The organism is Levilactobacillus tangyuanensis, assembly GCF_003946545.1.
Taxonomy (GTDB): domain Bacteria; phylum Bacillota; class Bacilli; order Lactobacillales; family Lactobacillaceae; genus Levilactobacillus; species Levilactobacillus tangyuanensis.
The window spans coordinates 1-18,961 of record NZ_RHOA01000010.1 but is presented as its reverse complement, the minus strand read 5'-3'; the positions used below and the strand labels follow the sequence as shown (position 1 = coordinate 18,961).

The window sequence follows — 18,961 nt, the reverse complement described above, 5'->3', positions numbered from 1 at the left end:
TGATGTTGTGGGGATTAATCAGTGTGGCGTGTGCTAAAATATACCGTAGACATTATCGTGAGGTGAATACCATGATCGTTGGTACTGGGATTGATATAACTGACTTAGCGCGGGTAGCGGCAATTGTTGATCGCCAGCCGGCCTTTTTAGAGCGGGTTCTGACGCCAGATGAACTGGCCGATTACCGCCAGTTCACCGGACCACGGGCCGTGGAATTTATCGCCGGTCGCTGGTCGGCCAAGGAATCCTACGGCAAGGCCATGGGCACCGGGATCGGCCGGAGAGTGGGGTTTCAGGATATTGAAATTCGCGATAATTCGGCTGGCCGGCCCGTCGTGTTGAGACAACCTTTTGAGGGGATAGCACATGTGTCAATTTCCCATACGGCAACGGTTGTCATGAGTCAGGTTATTTTGGAAAGAGGGCAATAAGTATGATTATTGGTGAACATCGTCCATCTAAGTTGGTCATCGACCGGGAGGCTATTCGGCATAATATTCGGGAAGAAGTTCAGCGTCTGCCAAAGGATTGCGAACTCTTCATGGTTGTTAAGGCCAATGGGTATGGTCATGGAGCCGTGCAAGTCGCTGCGGCAGCTAAAGAGGCTGGTGCTAAGGGGTTTTGTGTCGCCATTCTCGACGAGGCCCTGGAGCTGCGAGCTGCTGGTTTTGATGAACCAATCCTGGTACTAGGGGTTGTTGAACCCGAATACGCACCACTCATGGCGCGAGAAAAGGTCTCGACCACGGTGGCCGCTGAGGATTGGTTGGCTGAAGCCGATCACTACTTGAAGTTGTCTCAACCTAAGGAACCGTTACGGGTTCATCTTGGCTTGGACACTGGGATGGGGCGGATCGGTTTTCAAACGCCCGCAGCTTTACAACATGCGGTTGCGTTCTTGGCCGAGCACGACACGGTCTTCACCTTTGAGGGGATGTTTACCCACTTTTCCACTGCCGACGAAGCCAGTGCCGATTATTTTCATAAGCAGGTTGAACGCTGGGATGCCTTCATGGCGGCAGTGCCTGATAAACCCCGGTATGTTCACGTCACAAATTCGGCGACAAGTCTCTGGCATGCCGACCACAACATTAATATCGTGCGGTATGGTGCCGCTGGTTATGGCTTGAATCCCTCAGGGAATACCTTGAAGCCACCCTTTGAGTTACAACCCGCCATGAGTTTGGTTAGTGAATTGGCCCATTGTAAACAATTGGCTGCTGGGGAATCCGTGAGTTATGGGGCCACGTACACGACGACCAAAGCCGAATGGGTGGGAACCGTTTCATTGGGTTACGCCGATGGCTACGAACGCCGTTTGCAAGGCTTTCATGTACTGGTTGATGGTCAACCTTGTGAAATTATTGGCCGGATCTGCATGGATCAATTCATGATTCGGTTGCCACATCAGTATCCACGGGGAACCAAGGTGACCTTAGTTGGTCGTAATGGGGGCGCAGAGATTACCCTTCAAGAGATGGCCGAGTACTGTGGCACGATCAACTATGAAATTGCCTGTGGGTTCACGGCCCGGGTACCCCGCCGCTATACCCATTAATTTCGAGGGTTATTCTGTCCTGCATCCTCGTTTCGTGGTAAGATGAATGAGACGAAATGGAGATTTCTTGAGGAGGGGCATTCATGGCTCATTCGCGACAATTGGAACAACCCAATGTGCGCTTACACATGGCAAAGACCCGGCGACGTCAGGCCTTAATGCCACTGCATTCCGCAGCATCACACAAGTTAGCTTTAATTGTTGGTTACCGAGCAATGGCACTGATTAATCAGGATTTGACCCGTATGTTCACGCCATGTGAAGAAGAGGCCGAACGCCGGTTAACACAATTTCGTAGAAAACAGCAATAAAAAATAAACGTAGATAGGGGATGGCGGCCCATGGCCCGTGTTGAGGTTAAACGCGGTGACGTCTTTTTCGCCGACCTATCACCAGTCGTTGGTTCGGAACAAGGGGGCATGCGCCCCGTGTTAATTATCCAGAACAACGTGGGAAACCATTATAGTCCGACCGTTATCGTGGCGGCAATTACCGCCCGGATCGAAAAGCCCAAAATGCCGACGCATGTCGGCATTTCGGCTGATCGGACCGGGATTGAACGGGATTCCGTCATTTTGCTTGAGCAAGTCCGTACAATAGATAAGCAACGGTTAAAAGATCAGGTGACTCATTTGGATCCGAAGACCATGGCAGCGGTTGACGCGGCCTTGGCAACAAGTATTGGCTTGGTAGATAAGGCCCGGAAGAAAAAAGGAAAATAGTGTCATACATAGTTTGTAGAAGAAAAGGGTCGCAACGATTAGGTTGCGACCCTTTTGTCTATTATCAGTTAGTTTTCGTGACGTAAGTCTTCGATTTCGGTGACCTGGAATTCTTTACGTTCTAGGGCCTTAACGATCCGATCGAGCTTTTCCTCATCGACTTCGGCAGGCAGAGTGAACATGATCCGGTGGACCAGTTCGCCTTCCTGGCCATCGAGACTAATGACGCTGGCAATGTTGGTGTACTTGGTGATGATCTTGGCCATACCAGCCAGGTCACCACGGTCACCACCGGAAACAATGGTGAGCACGTAGCTCCCAATATTCACATTCCATGATTGGGACAGCATATCCATTAGGCGCGTGTGGGTGAGGATGCCATAGAAGGCGTTGTTGTCATCCAGAACCGCGATGTATGGCAAGTCTTTGATGGAGAAGAAAACATTAAAGAAGGCCGAGTTAACGGAAATAAACTTGGTCGCGTTCTTTAGTAATGACGTTACGGGCAACTGCATGTCGCCGCCGCGAGATTTGTGACGGTAGATGTGCATCTTGTAAATGTTACCGCGGAAAATCTGTCCCGTTTCATCTAAGATTGGGACACACCGGTAACCGGAGTCTTCCAAGACTTTTAAAGCCTGTTCCAAGGTAACGTCCTCGCGAACCGTAACCAAACGTTCTTTCGGTTTCACTAGGGATTTAAGCAGCATAGCAGATGACCTCCTAAAAGATTAGAAACTTCTAATATTCTTTCCTAATAATAACATAGATTGCCAGAAACCTGAACTGGTTTTTAGGCCTAACCGTGAAAAATATGTGGCTGAGCAGTCCGATTATCAGGAAACGAATCGAGAGACTCAAGGAACGCGAAAGACCGTCAACATTGGATGAAGGACGTTCATCGGTGACGAGAATAGATGAATCATGATCAACAAAAAAGCCAGGGCCCCATCGGTTGATGGTGGCCTTGACTTATTTAAAATCTAATTAGAAGACGATGACGGGCGTCCCAACGCTGACGTTAGCGAAAACCTTGCCAACTTCAGAAGGTGGGGTGTTCACACAGCCGTGAGATCCATGCTTGACGTACCAGGTGCCACCATATTGTGGTTGCCATGGCGAGTCGTGAATCCCAACGCCGGTATCATCGATTGGCATCCAGTACTTCACCTTAGAGGCGTAGTTGGATCCATTATCGTTTTCACCACGCAGGGTGGTATTCCGTTGCTTGCTCCAGATGACCCAAACACCAACGGGGGTATGGTGGGCCGTGGTAGGCAATCCGGTCACAACATCAGTTGAGACGACGACCTTACCGTTCTTGTAGACCCACATATGTTGGTTGACCTTGTCGACTTCGACATAGGAGTTGCCAATATCGGTACCGTTCTTGTGGTAACCGGAGCCTTGGATCTTAGGGGTACGGTCCATCCCCTTAGCCGCAACAACGAGCTTACTCAGGATTGGGGCTTCGCTCTTGACCTTGATGCTCCAGCCATAGAGACCAGCCTTAACCTTGACAGTACCACGCTTGGTGGACTTGAAGGTCCGGGTCTTGTTGACCGTCCCGTATTTCTTACTCAACTTCGTGAGGTAGGCTTTAACCAGTGTGTCATCGGTTGTGAACTTCCCCTTCTTAAAGGTTAACCAAGAAGCAATGGTGTCGGCCGGGATGGTGACCTTATGATTGCTAAGTTCATAGGTATAGGTTGCCTTGGTAGCCTCGACCGCCTTGGTCTTGGCATTTTTGAAGGTGGCCGATGTGGTGGTTACCTGAGGCTTCAGGTAATCGGTATCGACGTTGACCGTGGTTTCGCCTTTTTCGATGGCTAGTGAAATTGATTTGGCGAGCTTAGCGGCATCGAGTTGGTTACCGGCCTGTTCCTTTTGAATGGCGAATTGGCCGTTCGCATACTTGAAGCTAGCATCCTTGGCTGCCGTCCGAGTCTTGTTAGCCTTGCTAGCAATCTGGTTAGCCATGGATTGAACGCTCTTTTGATTGGATTCATCTGCGTTCAGGGCAATTGAATCCGCGGTAGCAGTGGTCATGTGTACTGGCCAGCTCCAAATGTTTTGATTAGCAATGAGGTGACTCAAGGCGGCCTTCGAGGTGACCTTGAGGTTAATGGAACGCGTCTTGAATGACGTGACGGTCTTTTGACCGTCCTTTAAAGTTAGTTCTTGGTTCTTCAGGGCAGCTTGTAACTTCGTTGCTGCTTGAGTTGCCGTATTACCCCCGACGTTAACGCCGGCGATTTCCGTGTCCTTAAAGAAAACCTTGGACGAGGAATAATGGACTGCTTGTCCAACGTAAATGGCCCCAACCGCTACACAGGCGGTTACTAGACCAATCACGAGGGCTCGTTTCTTTTTCATGTATGAGGCCTCCCAGAATTAAGCCAATGGAGAAAAAGTAGTTATGGTTAACTATCATCTATCAGCATAACTCTAGCATACTTCACAGAACCTTAAATGACAATGTGATTACTGAGATGTTAACGCTTACGTTACGAATTTAGTCAAAATTCGAAGGAATAAAAAAATCGCCACCCGATGAGGGGTGACGATCGACGTCAAATTAAAGGGCAGCTAAGCCATCCTTCGTGACTTTTTTCAGAGTTTCAGCGGACTTAGTCATTGCGGCCATTTCCTTGTCGGATAATGGGACTTCAACGACACCGGCTAAACCACTTGCGTTGATGATGGCAGGCGTACCAATGAAGATATCGTCCAAACCATATTCGCCGTTCAAGGCAGCACCAACAGGCAATACGGCATTTTCATCCCGTAAGATCGCCTTAGTAATCCGCATCAAGCAGGTTGCAACACCATAGAAGGTTGCGCCCTTACGGTTGATGATTTCGTAAGCTTTGTTCCGAGTGTCATCTTCGATCTTAGCCAGGTCATCGTCAGTTAAGCCGTGTTCCTTAGCAATGGTCTTCAATGGCTTAGAACCAATCGTTGCTTCATCGTAAGCAGCGAATTCAGAGTCACCGTGTTCACCCATGATATAAGCTTCCACGCTACGTGGGTCGACGTTCAGCTTGTTAGCTAAAGCAACGCGCAGACGGGAGGTGTCCAAGGAAGTCCCTGAACCGATAACCTTTTCCTTAGGGAAGCCAGAGAACTTCCAAGTAGCGTAGGTTAAGATGTCAACTGGGTTAGCAGCAACAACGAAGATGCCATCGAAGCCGGAGTCAACGACTGGCTTAACAATGGAAGACAAGATCTTTAAGTTCTTGTTGACCAGGTCCAAACGTGTTTCGCCGGGCTTTTGAGGGGCACCAGCAGTGATGACAACGACGTCTGCATCGCTGCAGTCAGAGTAGTCACCAGAGTAGATCTTTTTAGGAGCGGTAAAGACTTGGGCGTCTTCAAGGTCTAAGGCGTCCCCTTCAGTACGTTCCTTAACAACATCCACAATTACGAATTCTTCGGCTAAACCTTGGTTCACCATGGAGTAGGCGAAGGCTGAACCGACAGATCCGTCACCGACTAAAACAACTTTTTGATGATTCTTAGTAGTCAAATTCTTCATCTCCTAATAAATTATGACATCGAGGGTCACGATAAATACCCAAAACCAGTATACCATGTAACCAGATCGGGGGCCATGATGCTCGTTGAAAACCGGTGGGAAAGTTCCGGTAAGGTGACGGAAAGACACTGGTGGTGCGGCATTCGTGAAGTTGCGGGCGGACTATGCTATACTCAGTGAGGTTAATTAAAATGAATTGAGCTGAACCGGCTGAACGGGAATGGAACGGTCCCGTCCGGCTCTTTTGTTTCTCGTTCGGCAAGCTTAAATATAAGAGGGTACATTAAAGATGAAAATGATTGTTGGTTTAGGAAATATTGGTCCACAGTACACGAATACGCGACACAACACCGGCTTCATGGTGGTGGATGCCTTTGCTAAGGAGCATGGTATCGATCTGACCACGCGTAAGCTAGATGCTCGTTATGGGACCGGCGTCGTCAATGGTGAAAAGGTTTTGGTGGTTAAGCCAACGACCTTTATGAATGAATCCGGCCGAGCGGTTCATCCCTTGATGAATTACTTTAAGATTGACCTGGATGACATCATGGTGGTTCAAGATGATATGGACTTAGCCGTTGGCCGCATTCGCCTGCGAGACCATGGATCTGCTGGTGGGCACAATGGGATCAAGAGCATCATTGCTCACGTCTCCAGCGAACACTTTAAGCGGTTGAAGGTCGGGATTGCCCATCCGCAACAAACGACGGTGGTGGACTATGTTCTGGGTAAGTTTACGACCGAACAGGCTCCTTTGTTCGGCCAAGCCACGGATCATGCGGTGTCAGCACTAGATGACTGGATCGCCGGCACTGAATTCCCCCAACTGATGAACCAGTACAACTAAGAATAGGAAGTTATCGTGTGAATTTAGAAGGATTTATGACCCAGACTAGCCAGTATGGGACGATTCGCCAATCCTTAGCCCCCGGACAGCGCCAGCTGGTCACGGGCCTCAATGGGTCGGCCGAAACCTTATTTATTGCTAGTCTGCTCCACGAAGAACAACGATCGATTGTCTACGTGACGGATACACTCTATCATGCCGGCCAACTCGTCGATGATCTAGCGAACCTGCTGGGTGATGACGAGCTTTTTGAGTTTCCCGTTGAGGAGCTTTTGGCGGCAGAGGTTGCAACCAGCTCACCAGAATATCGGTCAGAACGGATCGATGCCTTGCGCGCCCTACAGAGTGACCGTCCGGTTGTAGTGGTCACGTCGTTATCCGGATTACGCCGTTTCTTGCCAGCGCCCGCTAACTTTGCGGCAGCCCGGTTCGAAGTGAACGTTGGGGATGAATTTGACCTGACCGATCTGCAACAGCGGTTGTTCTCAATGGGCTATGCGCATCAGAAGTTGGTAGCGGGGCCTGGCGACTTTGCCGTGCGCGGGTCGATAGTCGATATCTACCCATTAGCAGCGGAATATCCCGTGCGACTCGATTTCTTTGATACCGAGGTGGACTCACTGCGGTACTTTGATCCGGCCACGCAACGGAGCATTGAAAATACAGAAAAAATTGAAATTCTACCGGCCACGGACTTTATCTTAACCCAGTCGGAACGAACGGCTGGGGCCGAGAGTTTAGCCGCTGCCCTGAAGCAGCAGTTGAACAATCTAAAGGATGCCGAGGCTCAAACGACCTTAACCAATCAGGTACAGCCGTTGATCGATGGCCTGAAAAAGGGGTCGGTGGACCCACAATTGATGGAATTTGCGGATTACTTATTTCCTGAACATCATCAGTTGCTCGACTATTTACCAGATAATGGATTGGCGCTATTTGGTGACTATTCACGGCTGCAAGACGCCGAACGTCAATTGTTGGAGGACGAGGCTAACTGGGCCACCGACAAGTTGACCCACCACCAGATCTTTTCCCAACAGGTCTTTGGCGGTGAGTTACGGCCGATCGTTCGCGGCGATGACCATGCCCAGATTATGCTGGCCCTGTTCCAAAAGGGCATGGGGAGCTTGCGGTTCCAAGCCGTGACCAACCTGACGACGCGAGCCATGCAACAATTCTTTGGTCAACTTCCGGTCATGAAGACGGAGATCGATCGGTGGCATAAGCAAAAGCAAACGGTCGTTGTCTTGGTTCAGGACGAGGAACGGTTGGCAAAAATCGAACAGACGCTGGATGATTTTGAAATTCAGGCGGTCTTAACCAAGTCGACCAACTTACAGGCCGGTCTCACACAACTGGTACCCGAAAGATTGCGAACCGGCTTTGAATTGCCAGAGGCCAATCTAGTCGTGATTACCGAAGCCGAAATGTTCCAGAAGGTCACGAAGAAGCGGCCGCGTCGTCAGAACATGGCTAATGCGGAGCGCCTGAAGAGCTATACGGATCTGAAGCCCGGCGATTATGTGGTTCATGTGAACCACGGGATTGGGAAATTCATTGGGATGCAGACGTTGACGGTCGATGGGGTCCATCAGGATTACATGACCATTGATTATCAGGACAACGCGCAGTTGTTTATCCCGGTAACCCAGTTAAATCTGATTCAAAAGTATGTGTCCTCCGAGGACAAGAAGCCTAAGATTAATCGTTTGGGTGGCTCCGAATGGGCCAAGACGAAGAGTAAAGTTGCGGCGAAGATTGAAGACATTGCCGATGAATTGGTCGATCTGTATGCCAAGCGGGCGGCCGAGAAGGGCTTCGCCTTTCCGATGGATGACAGCCTGCAACATGACTTCGAAGATGACTTTCCTTATGCGGAAACGCCAGACCAGCTCCGGACCATTGAGGAAGTTAAACACGACATGGAAAAGGCCCGGCCGATGGATCGTCTGTTAGTTGGGGATGTTGGGTACGGTAAGACTGAAGTTGCCTTGCGGGCCGCCTTTAAGGCCGTCGAGGCGGGCAAACAGGTGGCCTTTCTGGTGCCAACAACCATTTTGGCCCAGCAACACTATGATACGATGGTCAATCGGTTTGAGGGTTATCCGATCAATGTCGAAATGTTTTCGCGGTTCCGGACCACGAAACAGATTCACCAGTCCATTAAAGATTTGGAAAGTGGCCAACTCGATATTGTTGTCGGGACTCACCGACTGCTGTCACAGGACGTTAAGTTTAAGAATCTAGGACTGGTTTTGGTCGACGAGGAACAACGGTTTGGTGTGAAACATAAGGAACGATTGAAGCAGCTGAAGGCGAATGTTGACGTGCTGACCTTAACCGCAACGCCAATCCCACGGACACTGCACATGTCGATGCTTGGTGTGCGGGATCTCTCAGTGATTGAGACGCCACCGGCCAACCGATTCCCGATTCAAACCTATGTGATGGAACAAAACGCCGGGGCCATTCAGGATGGTATTCGACGTGAAATGCAACGGGGCGGACAGGTTTTCTACCTGCACAATCGCGTGGAGGATATTGAGAAGACCGTTGGCCAGATCCAGGCCTTGGTTCCCGAAGCCCACGTGGGTTATATTCATGGTAAAATGACGGAAGCTCAGTTAGAAGGGGTCCTCGTGGACTTTCTGCGGGGCGATTACGATGTGTTAGTCACCACGACGATCATCGAAACCGGGATTGATATTGCGAACGCCAACACGCTGTTTGTGGAGAATGCGGACCGAATGGGTCTGTCACAGCTGTATCAACTGCGGGGCCGAATCGGTCGGAGCAACCGGGTTGCCTACGCCTACTTTACCTACAAACCTAATAAGGTGTTGACCGAGGTCAGTGAAAAGCGGCTCGAGGCCATCAAAGACTTCACTGAACTGGGTTCTGGTTTCAAGATTGCCATGCGTGACCTGTCCATTCGTGGGGCCGGTAACTTATTGGGTAAGCAACAACATGGATTCATTAACTCGGTGGGGTATGATCTCTATACGCAAATGTTAAGTGATGCCGTGGCCAAGAAGCGCGGTCGACATGTTCAGCCCAAGACGGATACCACGGTCGAACTGGGCGTGGAAGCTTATCTGCCCGGTGATTACATTACTGATGAGCAACAAAAGATTGAAATGTATAAGCGAATTCGTCAACTGGAAAGTGACGATGAAGTGAGTGAAATTCAGGCCGATCTGATTGACCGGTTTGGGGATTACCCAGCGGCGGTGGCCCAATTACTGACGATAGGTCAGTTGAAGTTGGCTGCCGATCAGGCGCTGGTTGATAAGATTCGTCGCGTGGATGGGGATATTTTTGTCACGATTTCGAAGCGTGGGACTAATATTCTCGGTGGCGAAGATGTCTTCAAGGCCTTGGCCGCCACGAAGCTTAAGGCAACTGTGGGGATTAATGACGATCGACTGCATATCAAGTTGGTTATTCAACCACGGATGGAAACGGCCGATTGGTTACCTCAGTTACACCAATTTCTCGCGGCCTTACGCGACGTTGTCGAAGTGACAACGAAGCCTAAAGAAAACCAGAAGTCTGAGTCCTCGGCTGAATAAAGGAGGTCGACCATGGGCAACCGTCATTTGAATACAACCTTACGCGGGGCCCTGGTCCTGTCGATCGCGGCATTTATTGCCAAGTTACTCAGTGCGGTCTATCGGGTGCCCTTTCAGAATATGGTGGGCAACACGGGTTTTTACGTGTACCAACAGGTCTATCCAATCTATGGGATTGGCATGACCTTTGCGCTGAGTGGGTTACCCGTGTTTATTTCAAAATTAATTGCCAGTGTGCCTGACCTGCCCAGCCAACAGCAGATTGCTCGACAAGTCTATCGTTGGGTCTGGTTGCTAGCCGGTGGGGTGTTCCTTGGCCTAATGCTGGGCGCGCCCTTCATTGCGGCGGGAATGGGTGATCGGCAACTGACGCCACTGATTCGAATGGTGGCGTGGATGTTTCTACTCATGCCGGAGCTCTCGGTCAATCGAGGACTCCACCAGGGGCAGTTCGACATGTTACCCACGGCCCGTTCTCAGGTGGTGGAGCAGCTGGTCCGGGTGGCCATTATCTTAGTGGCAGCTGCTTGGGCGACCCATCATGGTTGGTCGGATTACCGGATGGGGGTCTGGACCCTCAGCAGCGGGACCTTTGCGGCCATCGCGGCCTGCTTAGTCCTGCCACGCTGGCGAAAACCGGTGGCAACTACTGGAACGCCGATAGCTCATTTGGGTCGGCGCCTGCTGATCGAGGGGGGAACCCTGTGCCTGTTAACGGCGATGATGGTGCTTTTCCAGTTGGTCGATTCGTTTACGGTTAAGAATGGCTTAGTGGCTGGCGGGGCATCTGATTTGGCGGCCAAGAGCCTGAAGGGGATCTATGATCGCGCCCAGCCACTGGTCCAGCTAGGACTAGTGGTGGCGGTGGCGTTTGCGACGTCCTTGTTGCCAGCACTAACGGAGGCCCAACGACAGCAACGGCCGTTGGCTTTTAAACGGCTAACGGCAACCATGATGCGGATCGCCTTGATTATTGCTACCGCGGCCGCGGCCGGTTTAATCTCGTTGATGCCCTGGGTCGATCGCCTGTTGTTCGGGGATGCCCAAGGCGCCACGATGCTGGCTATTTACATGTTGAGCATCGTTTTAGCCACCTTGATTCAGACCTATAACAGTGTGCTTCAGAGCCAGGATGGCTATCGTCTAACGGTGGTGGCCCTATTAGTGGGGCTAGCTGTGAAAATGGTGGGCAATCACTGGATGGTTGAACGTTTTGGCGGGATTGGCGCCAGTTGGCTCACGGTAGCCGGTCTCTTGGTGACCCTAGTGGTTATCTGGTACGGTTCCGCGGTGGAATTACGGTCAGGCGTCTGGACGACTGGCTTCTTGGCTAAACTGATTGGTTGCACCGGGTTGATGGTGATCAGTCTGCGCGGGTTGGTTGGGATTAGCGAAACGGTGTGGCCGCGGCTGACCAGTGGTCGACTCCTAGACGGTGCGGGACTGCTGGTTCTCATTCCAGTTGGGGCGTTGGTGTTCTTGGCGGTGGCGTTATGGTGGCGTCTATTGACCGTTCGGGAATGGTTAACCTTGCCCTTTGCTAAACGATTATTAAGATTTTGGCAGCGACTAGGCCAAATTGGAGGAAAATAAATTATGCGATTAGATAAATATTTGAAGGTTTCACGGATTATCAAACGGCGGTCAGTTGCCAAGGAAATTGCTGACAAGGGCCGGATCATGATCAATGGTAAGGTTGCCAAGTCTTCGAGTGACGTGGTGACTAATGATGAATTGGTTATTAAGTTCGGTAACAAAACATTAACGGTACAAGTTAATGAGCTGTTGGAGACAACTAAGAAGGATGATGCTGAACGGATGTACACCATCGTCAAAGAAGAATATGCACAAGACTTCCGGCAAGAATAACGCTTTGAATGTGACGAATCTTTTACAATATGCTTAACTAGCTAGACGACCATATTGAAACTTGCTATACTCAAGTTAAATTATCTGGTGAAAAGTCGAGGAGTGAGTGGGGATGGCCGATGTGAAAGCCAAAGCTAGTAAAGTTGAACGCTTAGAGAATGAATACACCCGTCGGCTTAGCCACCAACGGGATGCGGTGAAGCATACTCCGGTTTTGGGTAAGCGTCGCAAGCGACGGGCAACGCGGATCATCGCCATTTTCGTGATTTTTGCAGCGATCCTAGGGGTTCAGCTCATTCGGACGAATGCTAGTCTCCGCCACGTGAATAGCCAGGTTGCCACGAGTGAACAGCACTTGAAGCGCACGAAGGCCGAGAGCCAGAAGTTAAAGCTTCAGGTTAAGCAACTTAACAATGATGACTACGTTGGGCAATTAATTCGGTCCAAGTATTATTATTCGAAGTCCAGTGAGACGATCTATAGTCTCCCAGGCGACCATGCTGGCGATGTAACTGCCAAGTAAGGTCTTAGAAAACCGTCAGTGGATTCTTGGCTGGCGGTTTTCTGATTTTTTAGTGAGAGCCAGGTTGGTCGGTGATGGCTTTCTCATTAGTTGAGCCCCTGAATCAGACGGACTGGTTCGGGAATGGGCGGCGTGAAGGTTAGTTTAATCAGCTTTCGTGCCCCTGATTTCAATGAAACGTCGCATGATATTTTTTGTTTTGGCGTAGGGGTTTGGTTAAAACTGTGTTATACTGAAATCACTTATTTTAAGGAGGAACTTCTTGTTTATGGCAATCGAGGTTGGAGCTAAAGTTACCGGAAAGGTCTCCGGGATTACGAACTTTGGTGCATTTGTTGATTTAGGTGACCACAAGACCGGGTTGGTTCACATTAGTGAAATTTCTGATGGATATGTTAAGGATATTCATGACGTTTTGACGGTAGGGGACGAAGTGACGGTTAAGGTCCTGACTGTTGGTGATGATGGTAAGATTGGTCTTTCAATTCGTAAGGCTAGTGACCATCCAGCAGCCGACCGGCCACATCATGATCGGCCTAGTCATAGCGAACATCATGATTTTCATGGTAAGAGTAATGCTAATCATGGTGGTTCAAGTCAGGAACATGGTCGACGGTTCGACAACAACGGGCCCCGGGCACAACACCATAGTTCAGCAAATGGCCGTTTTTCAGGGCATCACGCTGCTAAACATGAAGAAAGCTTTGACGATTTGATGTCAGGCTTCATGAAACAAAGTGAAGATCGCCTGGCAACTATTAAGCGTAATACTGAAGGCAAGCGTGGCGGTCGTGGTGGCCGGCGTAGTTAATCACGCCTTTAAAGAGATGAGGACCGCATTCGTGCGGCCCTTTTTTGTCAGGGATAATTCAGCGGGAGGGCGATGTGATGTCATTAATTGAACGGTTTCGGGAAATCTGTGCGGCTCATGGTTGGAATGATCCCACCCAAAAAGGATTGGTTGCCGTTTCAACAGGCGTCGACTCGATGGCCCTCTTGACGCTATTTCTCCAATTGCCGGTGAGCGAACGACCGCAATTAACGGTCGTTCATGTCAATCATGAACTACGAGATCAGAGTGAGGTTGAGCAAGGCTTTCTGACGGACTGGTGTCACGTACACCAGGTGCCCTTGGTGATCAAGCGTTGGCCGATAGGCGATCATCCCGCAAACGGGATTGAACTCGCAGCGCGAGACTTTCGCTACCGGTTCTTCAAGGAACAGCTTGAGCAGCAATCGGCAGACTGGGTCGCCACGGCCCACCAGGCAGATGAACAGGTCGAAACCATTCTGTTAAAGTTGATTCGCGGCGGTCAGTTGGATCAGTTAACTGGGATGCCAGCCAGCCGTCCATTGGGAATGGGGCAGGTGATTCGGCCATTGCTCACGATGACCAAGCAGGAGCTTCACGACTTCGCCGTTGCAGAACGGATTCCCTGGTATGAGGATGCTACAAATCGGGAATTGGTGGCCAGCCGCAACCGGGTGCGTCAGGTTATCTTGCCTCAGCTACGGGAAGAGAATCCGCAGGTAGATCGCCACATTTTAGACTACGCTGACCAACTGAGAACGACCTTGGATTTGGCCCAGCCACAAATCACGGCGGCTATGAGCAATATTCTCACGGCGGCTGACCCGATAACCGGTTCTGTTGAGAAACTATTATCACAGTCAGAGGTCAATCAGTCGATTATCTTAATGAAGGTATTGAAACAGGCTGAGCCGACACTGGCCACCGAAAAGCCAAAATTGGAACAGGTCTTCCGATTGTTAAAGAGCCGGCAACACCCCACCGGGACCGTGAAGTTGGGACTTGGCTGGGTCGTGGAGAAACGGTACCAGGTCTTCAAAGTTTGGCAACCGAAAAAAAGCGGAGAAAAATCCGTGGAACAATTTCGATTTATGGTAGACTTAAACCATTACCATGCGATTGGTCGCGGTTGGCAGCTAGGGCTGTTTGTGGCCTCAGCCTCTCAGAAGGAGGAGGTGGCGCAGACGGTGACTTTGACGCCTGACCAGTTACCCTTGCAGGTTCGTCCTTGGACACCGACAGATGTGCTACGGTTACGGAATGGTCATCACCAGTCCGTTCGGCGAGCGCTGATCAACGCGAAGATTCCACGTGATCAACGGGCACAAATATCGGTGCTGGTGACAGCTAAGCAGGAGGTTCTGGCGGTACCGGGAGTCAAATGGTCGGTCTGGCCACGGCAAACGCATGCAACAGCGTACCATCTAATTTTGAAGCGTGATGAGATGAAAGGGGAACAGCATGAATAACGATATTGAAAAGGTTCTGTACAGTGAGGAAGATATCGCCGCAGCTTGTAAACGATTAGGAACTCAGCTCACGGAGGATTATAAGGGTAAGACCCCATTAATCATCTGTGTCTTGAAGGGTGCCATCTTGTTTATGACAGATGTTATTCGGGATATGGATATTTATGCAGAAATCGACTTTATCGATGTTTCCAGTTACAACGGTGGTACGGCATCCTCTGGAACCATTCGGCTCCTGAAGGATCTCGACACGGACGTTGCTGGTCGCGACATTTTGTTAGTTGAAGACATTATCGACACTGGTCGGACCTTAAAGTACCTTGAGGACCTTCTAAAGGACCGTCAGGCTAACTCGATTAAGGTCTGCACATTGATGGACAAACCCAGTGGCCGTGTGGTTGAGGCTAAGGCCGATTACGTTGGGTTTAATGTTCCAAGTGAGTTCGTGGTTGGGTACGGCTTGGACTACGAAGAAAAATATCGGAACCTGCCTTACGTCGGTGTTTTGAAGCCTTCCGTCTATTCAGATAAATAATTAGTCAACGATAGTCAATTGTGATAACATCTTATTTAGTAAAAGGGCCAAAGCCCAAATTTTCGTTCCTATGTTAAAACTGGGAACTGTGAGTAAGGAGGCAAGACATGAATAATCGACGAAATGGACTGTTCCGTAACAGCCTGTTTTACATTGTGATGTTCTTGTTGATCGTTGGTGTTATTTACATGTTCAATGGAAATAGCAGCAATTCACAATCCCAAGAAATCCAATCGAGTCAGTTCGTGAAGGACTTGAATGCCAATAAGATCAAGAACTTCTCCATTCAACCGTCTGGTGGAGTTTACAAGATCACCGGTGAATACCGTGACGCCCAAAAGCGTTCGACCAACACCGGTTTCAGCCTCGGTGGCTCACAGAGTACCGCAGTGACTGGATTTAGTACCCAAGTTTTAACTAATAACTCGACGGTTTCTGAGATTGACAAGACCGCCAAGAATCACAATGTAAAGGTGAACACGAAGGCCGAGGAGTCCAGTGGTTTCTGGATTAACCTCTTGGTTTACGTGGCACCACTCTTGATCTTTTTCTTCTTCTTCTACATGATGATGGGCCAAGCCGGCCAAGGTGGCGGCAATGGTCGAGTCATGAACTTTGGGAAGAGCAAGGCTAAGCCTGCCGATAGTAAGGAAAATAAAGTTCGTTTTTCCGATGTCGCGGGTGAAGAAGAGGAAAAGCAAGAACTGGTTGAAGTGGTTGAGTTCTTGAAGAATCCTAGAAAGTTCGTTGCGTTAGGGGCCCGGATCCCATCCGGGGTGTTACTCGAGGGCCCGCCTGGTACTGGTAAAACTTTGCTGGCCAAAGCTGTTGCTGGTGAAGCTGCCGTACCATTCTTCTCAATTTCTGGTTCTGACTTTGTGGAAATGTTTGTCGGGGTTGGGGCTAGCCGTGTCCGGGATCTGTTTGAACAGGCCAAGAAGGCCGCACCTTCAATCATCTTTATTGATGAAATTGATGCGGTTGGTCGTCAACGTGGTGCCGGCATGGGCGGTGGCCACGATGAACGTGAACAAACCTTGAACCAATTGCTGGTTGAAATGGATGGCTTTACGGGGAGTGAAGGGGTCATTGTTATGGCCGCCACTAACCGTTCTGATGTCTTGGACCCAGCCTTACTACGTCCAGGCCGGTTTGACCGGAAGATCTTAGTTGGTCGTCCTGACGTTAAGGGCCGTGAGGCAATCCTTAAGGTTCACGCGAAGAACAAGCCGTTAGCTAATGATGTTGATTTGAAGGAAATTTCAAAGCAAACCCCTGGTTTCGTTGGGGCCGATTTGGAAAACCTGTTGAACGAAGCCGCCTTGCTGGCAGCTCGTCGTAACAAGACTCAAATTGACGCATCTGATTTGGATGAGGCTGAAGACCGGGTCATTGCGGGACCTGCGAAGAAGGACCGTGTGGTCAGTCCGCAGGAACGCAAGACGGTCGCTTATCACGAAGCTGGGCATACGATTGTTGGGTTAGTCTTAAACGACGCCCGGGTTGTCCACAAGGTGACGATTGTTCCGCGGGGTCGTGCTGGCGGTTACGCCATCATGTTGCCACGTGAAGATCAAATGCTGATGTCCAAGAAGGATGCTATGGAACAGATTGCCGGGTTAATGGGTGGTCGGACGGCTGAAGAATTAATCTTTGATTCTGAATCCTCCGGTGCCTCTAATGACTTTGAACAGGCAACACAAATTGCCCGTTCCATGGTCACCCAGTATGGGATGAGTGACAAGTTAGGGACTGTAGCACTCGAAAGCGGCAGTGGGCAACCATTTGCTGGCGCCGGATACTACAACCAGCCTGCATACTCTGAAAACACATCTAACCTGATCGACAGTGAAGTTCGTCGAATCATCGGAGAAGCCCACGAGACTGCTCGGAAGATTTTGAACGAACACAAGGAAGAACACAAGTTAATTGCCGAAGCCTTGCTGAAGTATGAAACGTTGGATGAAAAGCAAATTCTTAGTCTGTTCAATACGGGTAAGATGCCCGATAAGGACAGCGCAAACGAATTCCCAAGCGAAAAAGCAGCAACGTTTGAAGAATCCAAGCGTGAGTTGGAACGGCGTGAAGCAGAACGCCAGGCTTCTACCGAAGCTAAGCTGGCTTCATCAGCTGCCGCTGACTCGAGTGAAGCTGAATCACCAGCAAGTTCTGTTGATGACCAGTCAAACCAAAGCGATTCTGAATAGGTTGTGAGGAAAAGGGACCGGATAACTCCGATTCCTTTTTTGTTTGCAAATGCAAAGGTTTCTGGTATGGTAGGGCATGACTGTATGAACGAAAGGACGTTATAAAGAGCATGGCAGATTATTTAGTAAAAAGTTTGATTGATAACGGAATGTTTCGAGCCTATGTGGTAGATGCCACTGAGACGGTTGCTGAAGCACAACGGAAACACGACACCTGGAGTGCCGCGACGGCTGCCCTTGGACGGACCTTGATTGGCACCATGTTGCTGTCAACCTCTCTGTTAAAAGGGAAGGAGACCTTAACGGTTAAGGTCAATGGTCACGGCCCGGTTGGCGCGATTGTTGCCGACGGGAATGCGGATGGAACGGTTAAGGGGTACCTCCAGTATCCGCATATCAATTTACCATTGAATAATAAACATAAAATTGATGTTAAAAAGGCTGTCGGTACCGCTGGTATGCTGACAGTGACTAAGGACCAAGGATTCGGACAACCCTATACGGGACAAGTGCCGTTAGTATCAGGAGAACTGGGAGAAGACTTCACTTACTATCTGGCTAAGTCAGAACAGATTCCGAGTGCCGTAGGGGTCTCAGTCTTTGTAGAGCCGGACAATAGTGTCAAGGTAGCTGGTGGGTTCATGATTCAGGTCATGCCTGGGGCCTCCGATGAGGCGATTAGTCGGTTAGAAAAGCGCATTGAGGCGATGCCAATGGTATCAGAGCTGTTATTGGCGGGACAGAAGCCAGAGGACATCTTGAAGCTTCTCTTTAAGGATGAAGAGGTTAAGATTCTTCAGAAACTCCCCGTCGGCTTTAAGTGCGATTGTTCCAAAGACCGGTTTGCTAAGGCATTATCCTCAGTGCAGCCACAGGCCTTGCAAGAAATGATTGATGAGGACCATGGTGCGGATGCCGTTTGTCATTTCTGCGGCAATCATTATCATTTTTCCGAAGATGATTTACGGACCATTTTGGCCGAAACTCAGGCAAAATAACCATAAAAAAAGGGTGCTCACCGCATGGTGGGCGCCCTTTTACTAATTTATTTGCACTTTTGTCAATTTTATACAAAAATGGCTTGACCAATCATCCAAATCTTGGTATATTTATAAACGTTGTCACGGCGACACAGAGTGTTGCTTAACAAATAAACGTTAATTTTTCTCTTGACGGCTAATGATAAGGTATGTTATTCTTATTGAGTTGTCACAGGGAGTAACGTTGTGACAAGGTAGACCTTTGAAAACTGAACATTGTTTCGACAAACCAAATATGTGTAGGGCGGTTTGATATTTATATCAAACCCA

17 protein-coding genes are annotated in these 18,961 nt (G+C 49.6%); 14 read left to right on the top strand and 3 right to left on the bottom strand.

Annotated features, from left to right (window positions below):
- Positions 1-71: 71 nt before the first annotated feature.
- From acpS to EKM96_RS07655, 4 genes are all read left to right on the top strand, one after another.
- Positions 72-431 carry a holo-ACP synthase gene (gene acpS / locus EKM96_RS07670; protein WP_125642242.1) on the top strand — a complete coding sequence of 120 codons (360 nt, stop codon included), beginning with the start codon at positions 72-74 and terminating at the stop codon, positions 429-431.
- Between the two features lie 2 nt (positions 432-433).
- The gene (alr, locus tag EKM96_RS07665) at positions 434-1,558 is read left to right on the top strand and encodes an alanine racemase (protein WP_125642082.1); all 1,125 of its coding nucleotides are present in this window, start codon (positions 434-436) and stop codon (positions 1,556-1,558) included.
- A gap of 83 nt (positions 1,559-1,641) precedes the next feature.
- Complete coding sequence (locus tag EKM96_RS07660; protein WP_125642079.1) at positions 1,642-1,869, top strand: hypothetical protein; 228 nt, start codon at positions 1,642-1,644, stop codon at positions 1,867-1,869.
- A 30-nt stretch (positions 1,870-1,899) separates the two neighbouring features.
- Positions 1,900-2,280, top strand: coding sequence for a type II toxin-antitoxin system PemK/MazF family toxin (locus EKM96_RS07655; protein ID WP_125642077.1), 381 nt, complete (start codon positions 1,900-1,902; stop codon positions 2,278-2,280).
- Positions 2,281-2,348: 68 nt separating this feature from the next.
- On the opposite strand, the gene cbpA is transcribed toward EKM96_RS07655, so the two are convergent.
- The 3 genes from cbpA to EKM96_RS07640 all read right to left on the bottom strand — a co-directional run bounded on the left by cbpA (position 2,349) and on the right by EKM96_RS07640 (position 5,818).
- A complete protein-coding gene (gene cbpA, locus EKM96_RS07650) occupies positions 2,349-2,990 on the bottom strand; it encodes a cyclic di-AMP binding protein CbpA (RefSeq protein ID WP_125642074.1) in 642 nt (213 codons plus the stop codon).
- Between the two features lie 277 nt (positions 2,991-3,267).
- Positions 3,268-4,656 carry a L,D-transpeptidase family protein gene (locus EKM96_RS07645; RefSeq protein WP_125642071.1) on the bottom strand — a complete coding sequence of 463 codons (1,389 nt, stop codon included), beginning with the start codon at positions 4,654-4,656 and terminating at the stop codon, positions 3,268-3,270.
- Positions 4,657-4,858: 202 nt separating this feature from the next.
- Positions 4,859-5,818 (bottom strand): L-lactate dehydrogenase, encoded by a 960-nt coding sequence (locus EKM96_RS07640; protein ID WP_125642067.1) that lies wholly within the window; start codon positions 5,816-5,818, stop codon positions 4,859-4,861.
- A 289-nt stretch (positions 5,819-6,107) separates the two neighbouring features.
- Here EKM96_RS07640 and pth point away from each other — a divergent pair, with 289 nt between their 5' ends.
- From pth to hslO, 10 genes are all read left to right on the top strand, one after another.
- Positions 6,108-6,665 carry an aminoacyl-tRNA hydrolase gene (gene pth, locus EKM96_RS07635; protein ID WP_125642064.1) on the top strand — a complete coding sequence of 186 codons (558 nt, stop codon included), beginning with the start codon at positions 6,108-6,110 and terminating at the stop codon, positions 6,663-6,665.
- Between the two features lie 17 nt (positions 6,666-6,682).
- Positions 6,683-10,237 carry a transcription-repair coupling factor gene (gene mfd, locus EKM96_RS07630; RefSeq protein WP_125642061.1) on the top strand — a complete coding sequence of 1,185 codons (3,555 nt, stop codon included), beginning with the start codon at positions 6,683-6,685 and terminating at the stop codon, positions 10,235-10,237.
- Positions 10,238-10,249: 12 nt separating this feature from the next.
- Positions 10,250-11,830, top strand: coding sequence for a putative polysaccharide biosynthesis protein (locus tag EKM96_RS07625; protein ID WP_125642058.1), 1,581 nt, complete (start codon positions 10,250-10,252; stop codon positions 11,828-11,830).
- A 3-nt stretch (positions 11,831-11,833) separates the two neighbouring features.
- The gene (locus EKM96_RS07620) at positions 11,834-12,106 is read left to right on the top strand and encodes an RNA-binding S4 domain-containing protein (protein ID WP_061777240.1); all 273 of its coding nucleotides are present in this window, start codon (positions 11,834-11,836) and stop codon (positions 12,104-12,106) included.
- 112 nt (positions 12,107-12,218) lie between these two features.
- Positions 12,219-12,629, top strand: coding sequence for an FtsB family cell division protein (locus EKM96_RS07615; protein ID WP_125642055.1), 411 nt, complete (start codon positions 12,219-12,221; stop codon positions 12,627-12,629).
- A 268-nt stretch (positions 12,630-12,897) separates the two neighbouring features.
- On the top strand, positions 12,898-13,440 hold the full coding sequence (locus EKM96_RS07610) for a S1 domain-containing RNA-binding protein (protein ID WP_125642052.1): 543 nt from the start codon (positions 12,898-12,900) through the stop codon (positions 13,438-13,440).
- A 77-nt stretch (positions 13,441-13,517) separates the two neighbouring features.
- A complete protein-coding gene (gene tilS / locus EKM96_RS07605; RefSeq protein ID WP_125642048.1) occupies positions 13,518-14,909 on the top strand; it encodes a tRNA lysidine(34) synthetase TilS in 1,392 nt (463 codons plus the stop codon).
- Entirely contained in the window at positions 14,902-15,444 is a 543-nt protein-coding gene (hpt, locus tag EKM96_RS07600; RefSeq protein ID WP_125642045.1) for a hypoxanthine phosphoribosyltransferase, read from the top strand. The genes tilS and hpt overlap by 8 nt, the downstream gene beginning before the upstream one ends.
- Positions 15,445-15,551: 107 nt before the next feature.
- Positions 15,552-17,651, top strand: a complete 2,100-nt coding sequence (gene ftsH, locus EKM96_RS07595; protein WP_125642042.1) for an ATP-dependent zinc metalloprotease FtsH — start codon at positions 15,552-15,554, stop codon at positions 17,649-17,651.
- A 110-nt stretch (positions 17,652-17,761) separates the two neighbouring features.
- Positions 17,762-18,649 carry an Hsp33 family molecular chaperone HslO gene (gene hslO / locus EKM96_RS07590; RefSeq protein ID WP_125642039.1) on the top strand — a complete coding sequence of 296 codons (888 nt, stop codon included), beginning with the start codon at positions 17,762-17,764 and terminating at the stop codon, positions 18,647-18,649.
- The last annotated feature ends 312 nt before the right edge of the window (positions 18,650-18,961 follow it).

Bases quoted from the DNA above. Each gene is read 5' to 3' on its own strand.
- cbpA (WP_125642074.1), bottom strand. From the start codon at position 2,990: ATGCTGCTTAAATCCCTAGTGAAACCGAAAGAACGTTTGGTTACGGTT.
- tilS (WP_125642048.1), top strand. From the start codon at position 13,518: ATGTCATTAATTGAACGGTTTCGGGAAATCTGTGCGGCTCATGGTTGG.
- EKM96_RS07610 (WP_125642052.1), top strand. From the start codon at position 12,898: ATGGCAATCGAGGTTGGAGCTAAAGTTACCGGAAAGGTCTCCGGGATT.
- acpS (WP_125642242.1), top strand. From the start codon at position 72: ATGATCGTTGGTACTGGGATTGATATAACTGACTTAGCGCGGGTAGCG.
- EKM96_RS07615 (WP_125642055.1), top strand. From the start codon at position 12,219: ATGGCCGATGTGAAAGCCAAAGCTAGTAAAGTTGAACGCTTAGAGAAT.
- EKM96_RS07660 (WP_125642079.1), top strand. From the start codon at position 1,642: ATGGCTCATTCGCGACAATTGGAACAACCCAATGTGCGCTTACACATG.
- alr (WP_125642082.1), top strand. From the start codon at position 434: ATGATTATTGGTGAACATCGTCCATCTAAGTTGGTCATCGACCGGGAG.
- hpt (WP_125642045.1), top strand. From the start codon at position 14,902: ATGAATAACGATATTGAAAAGGTTCTGTACAGTGAGGAAGATATCGCC.
- ftsH (WP_125642042.1), top strand. From the start codon at position 15,552: ATGAATAATCGACGAAATGGACTGTTCCGTAACAGCCTGTTTTACATT.
- EKM96_RS07625 (WP_125642058.1), top strand. From the start codon at position 10,250: ATGGGCAACCGTCATTTGAATACAACCTTACGCGGGGCCCTGGTCCTG.
- EKM96_RS07655 (WP_125642077.1), top strand. From the start codon at position 1,900: ATGGCCCGTGTTGAGGTTAAACGCGGTGACGTCTTTTTCGCCGACCTA.
- pth (WP_125642064.1), top strand. From the start codon at position 6,108: ATGAAAATGATTGTTGGTTTAGGAAATATTGGTCCACAGTACACGAAT.
- EKM96_RS07645 (WP_125642071.1), bottom strand. From the start codon at position 4,656: ATGAAAAAGAAACGAGCCCTCGTGATTGGTCTAGTAACCGCCTGTGTA.
- hslO (WP_125642039.1), top strand. From the start codon at position 17,762: ATGGCAGATTATTTAGTAAAAAGTTTGATTGATAACGGAATGTTTCGA.
- EKM96_RS07620 (WP_061777240.1), top strand. From the start codon at position 11,834: ATGCGATTAGATAAATATTTGAAGGTTTCACGGATTATCAAACGGCGG.
- EKM96_RS07640 (WP_125642067.1), bottom strand. From the start codon at position 5,818: ATGAAGAATTTGACTACTAAGAATCATCAAAAAGTTGTTTTAGTCGGT.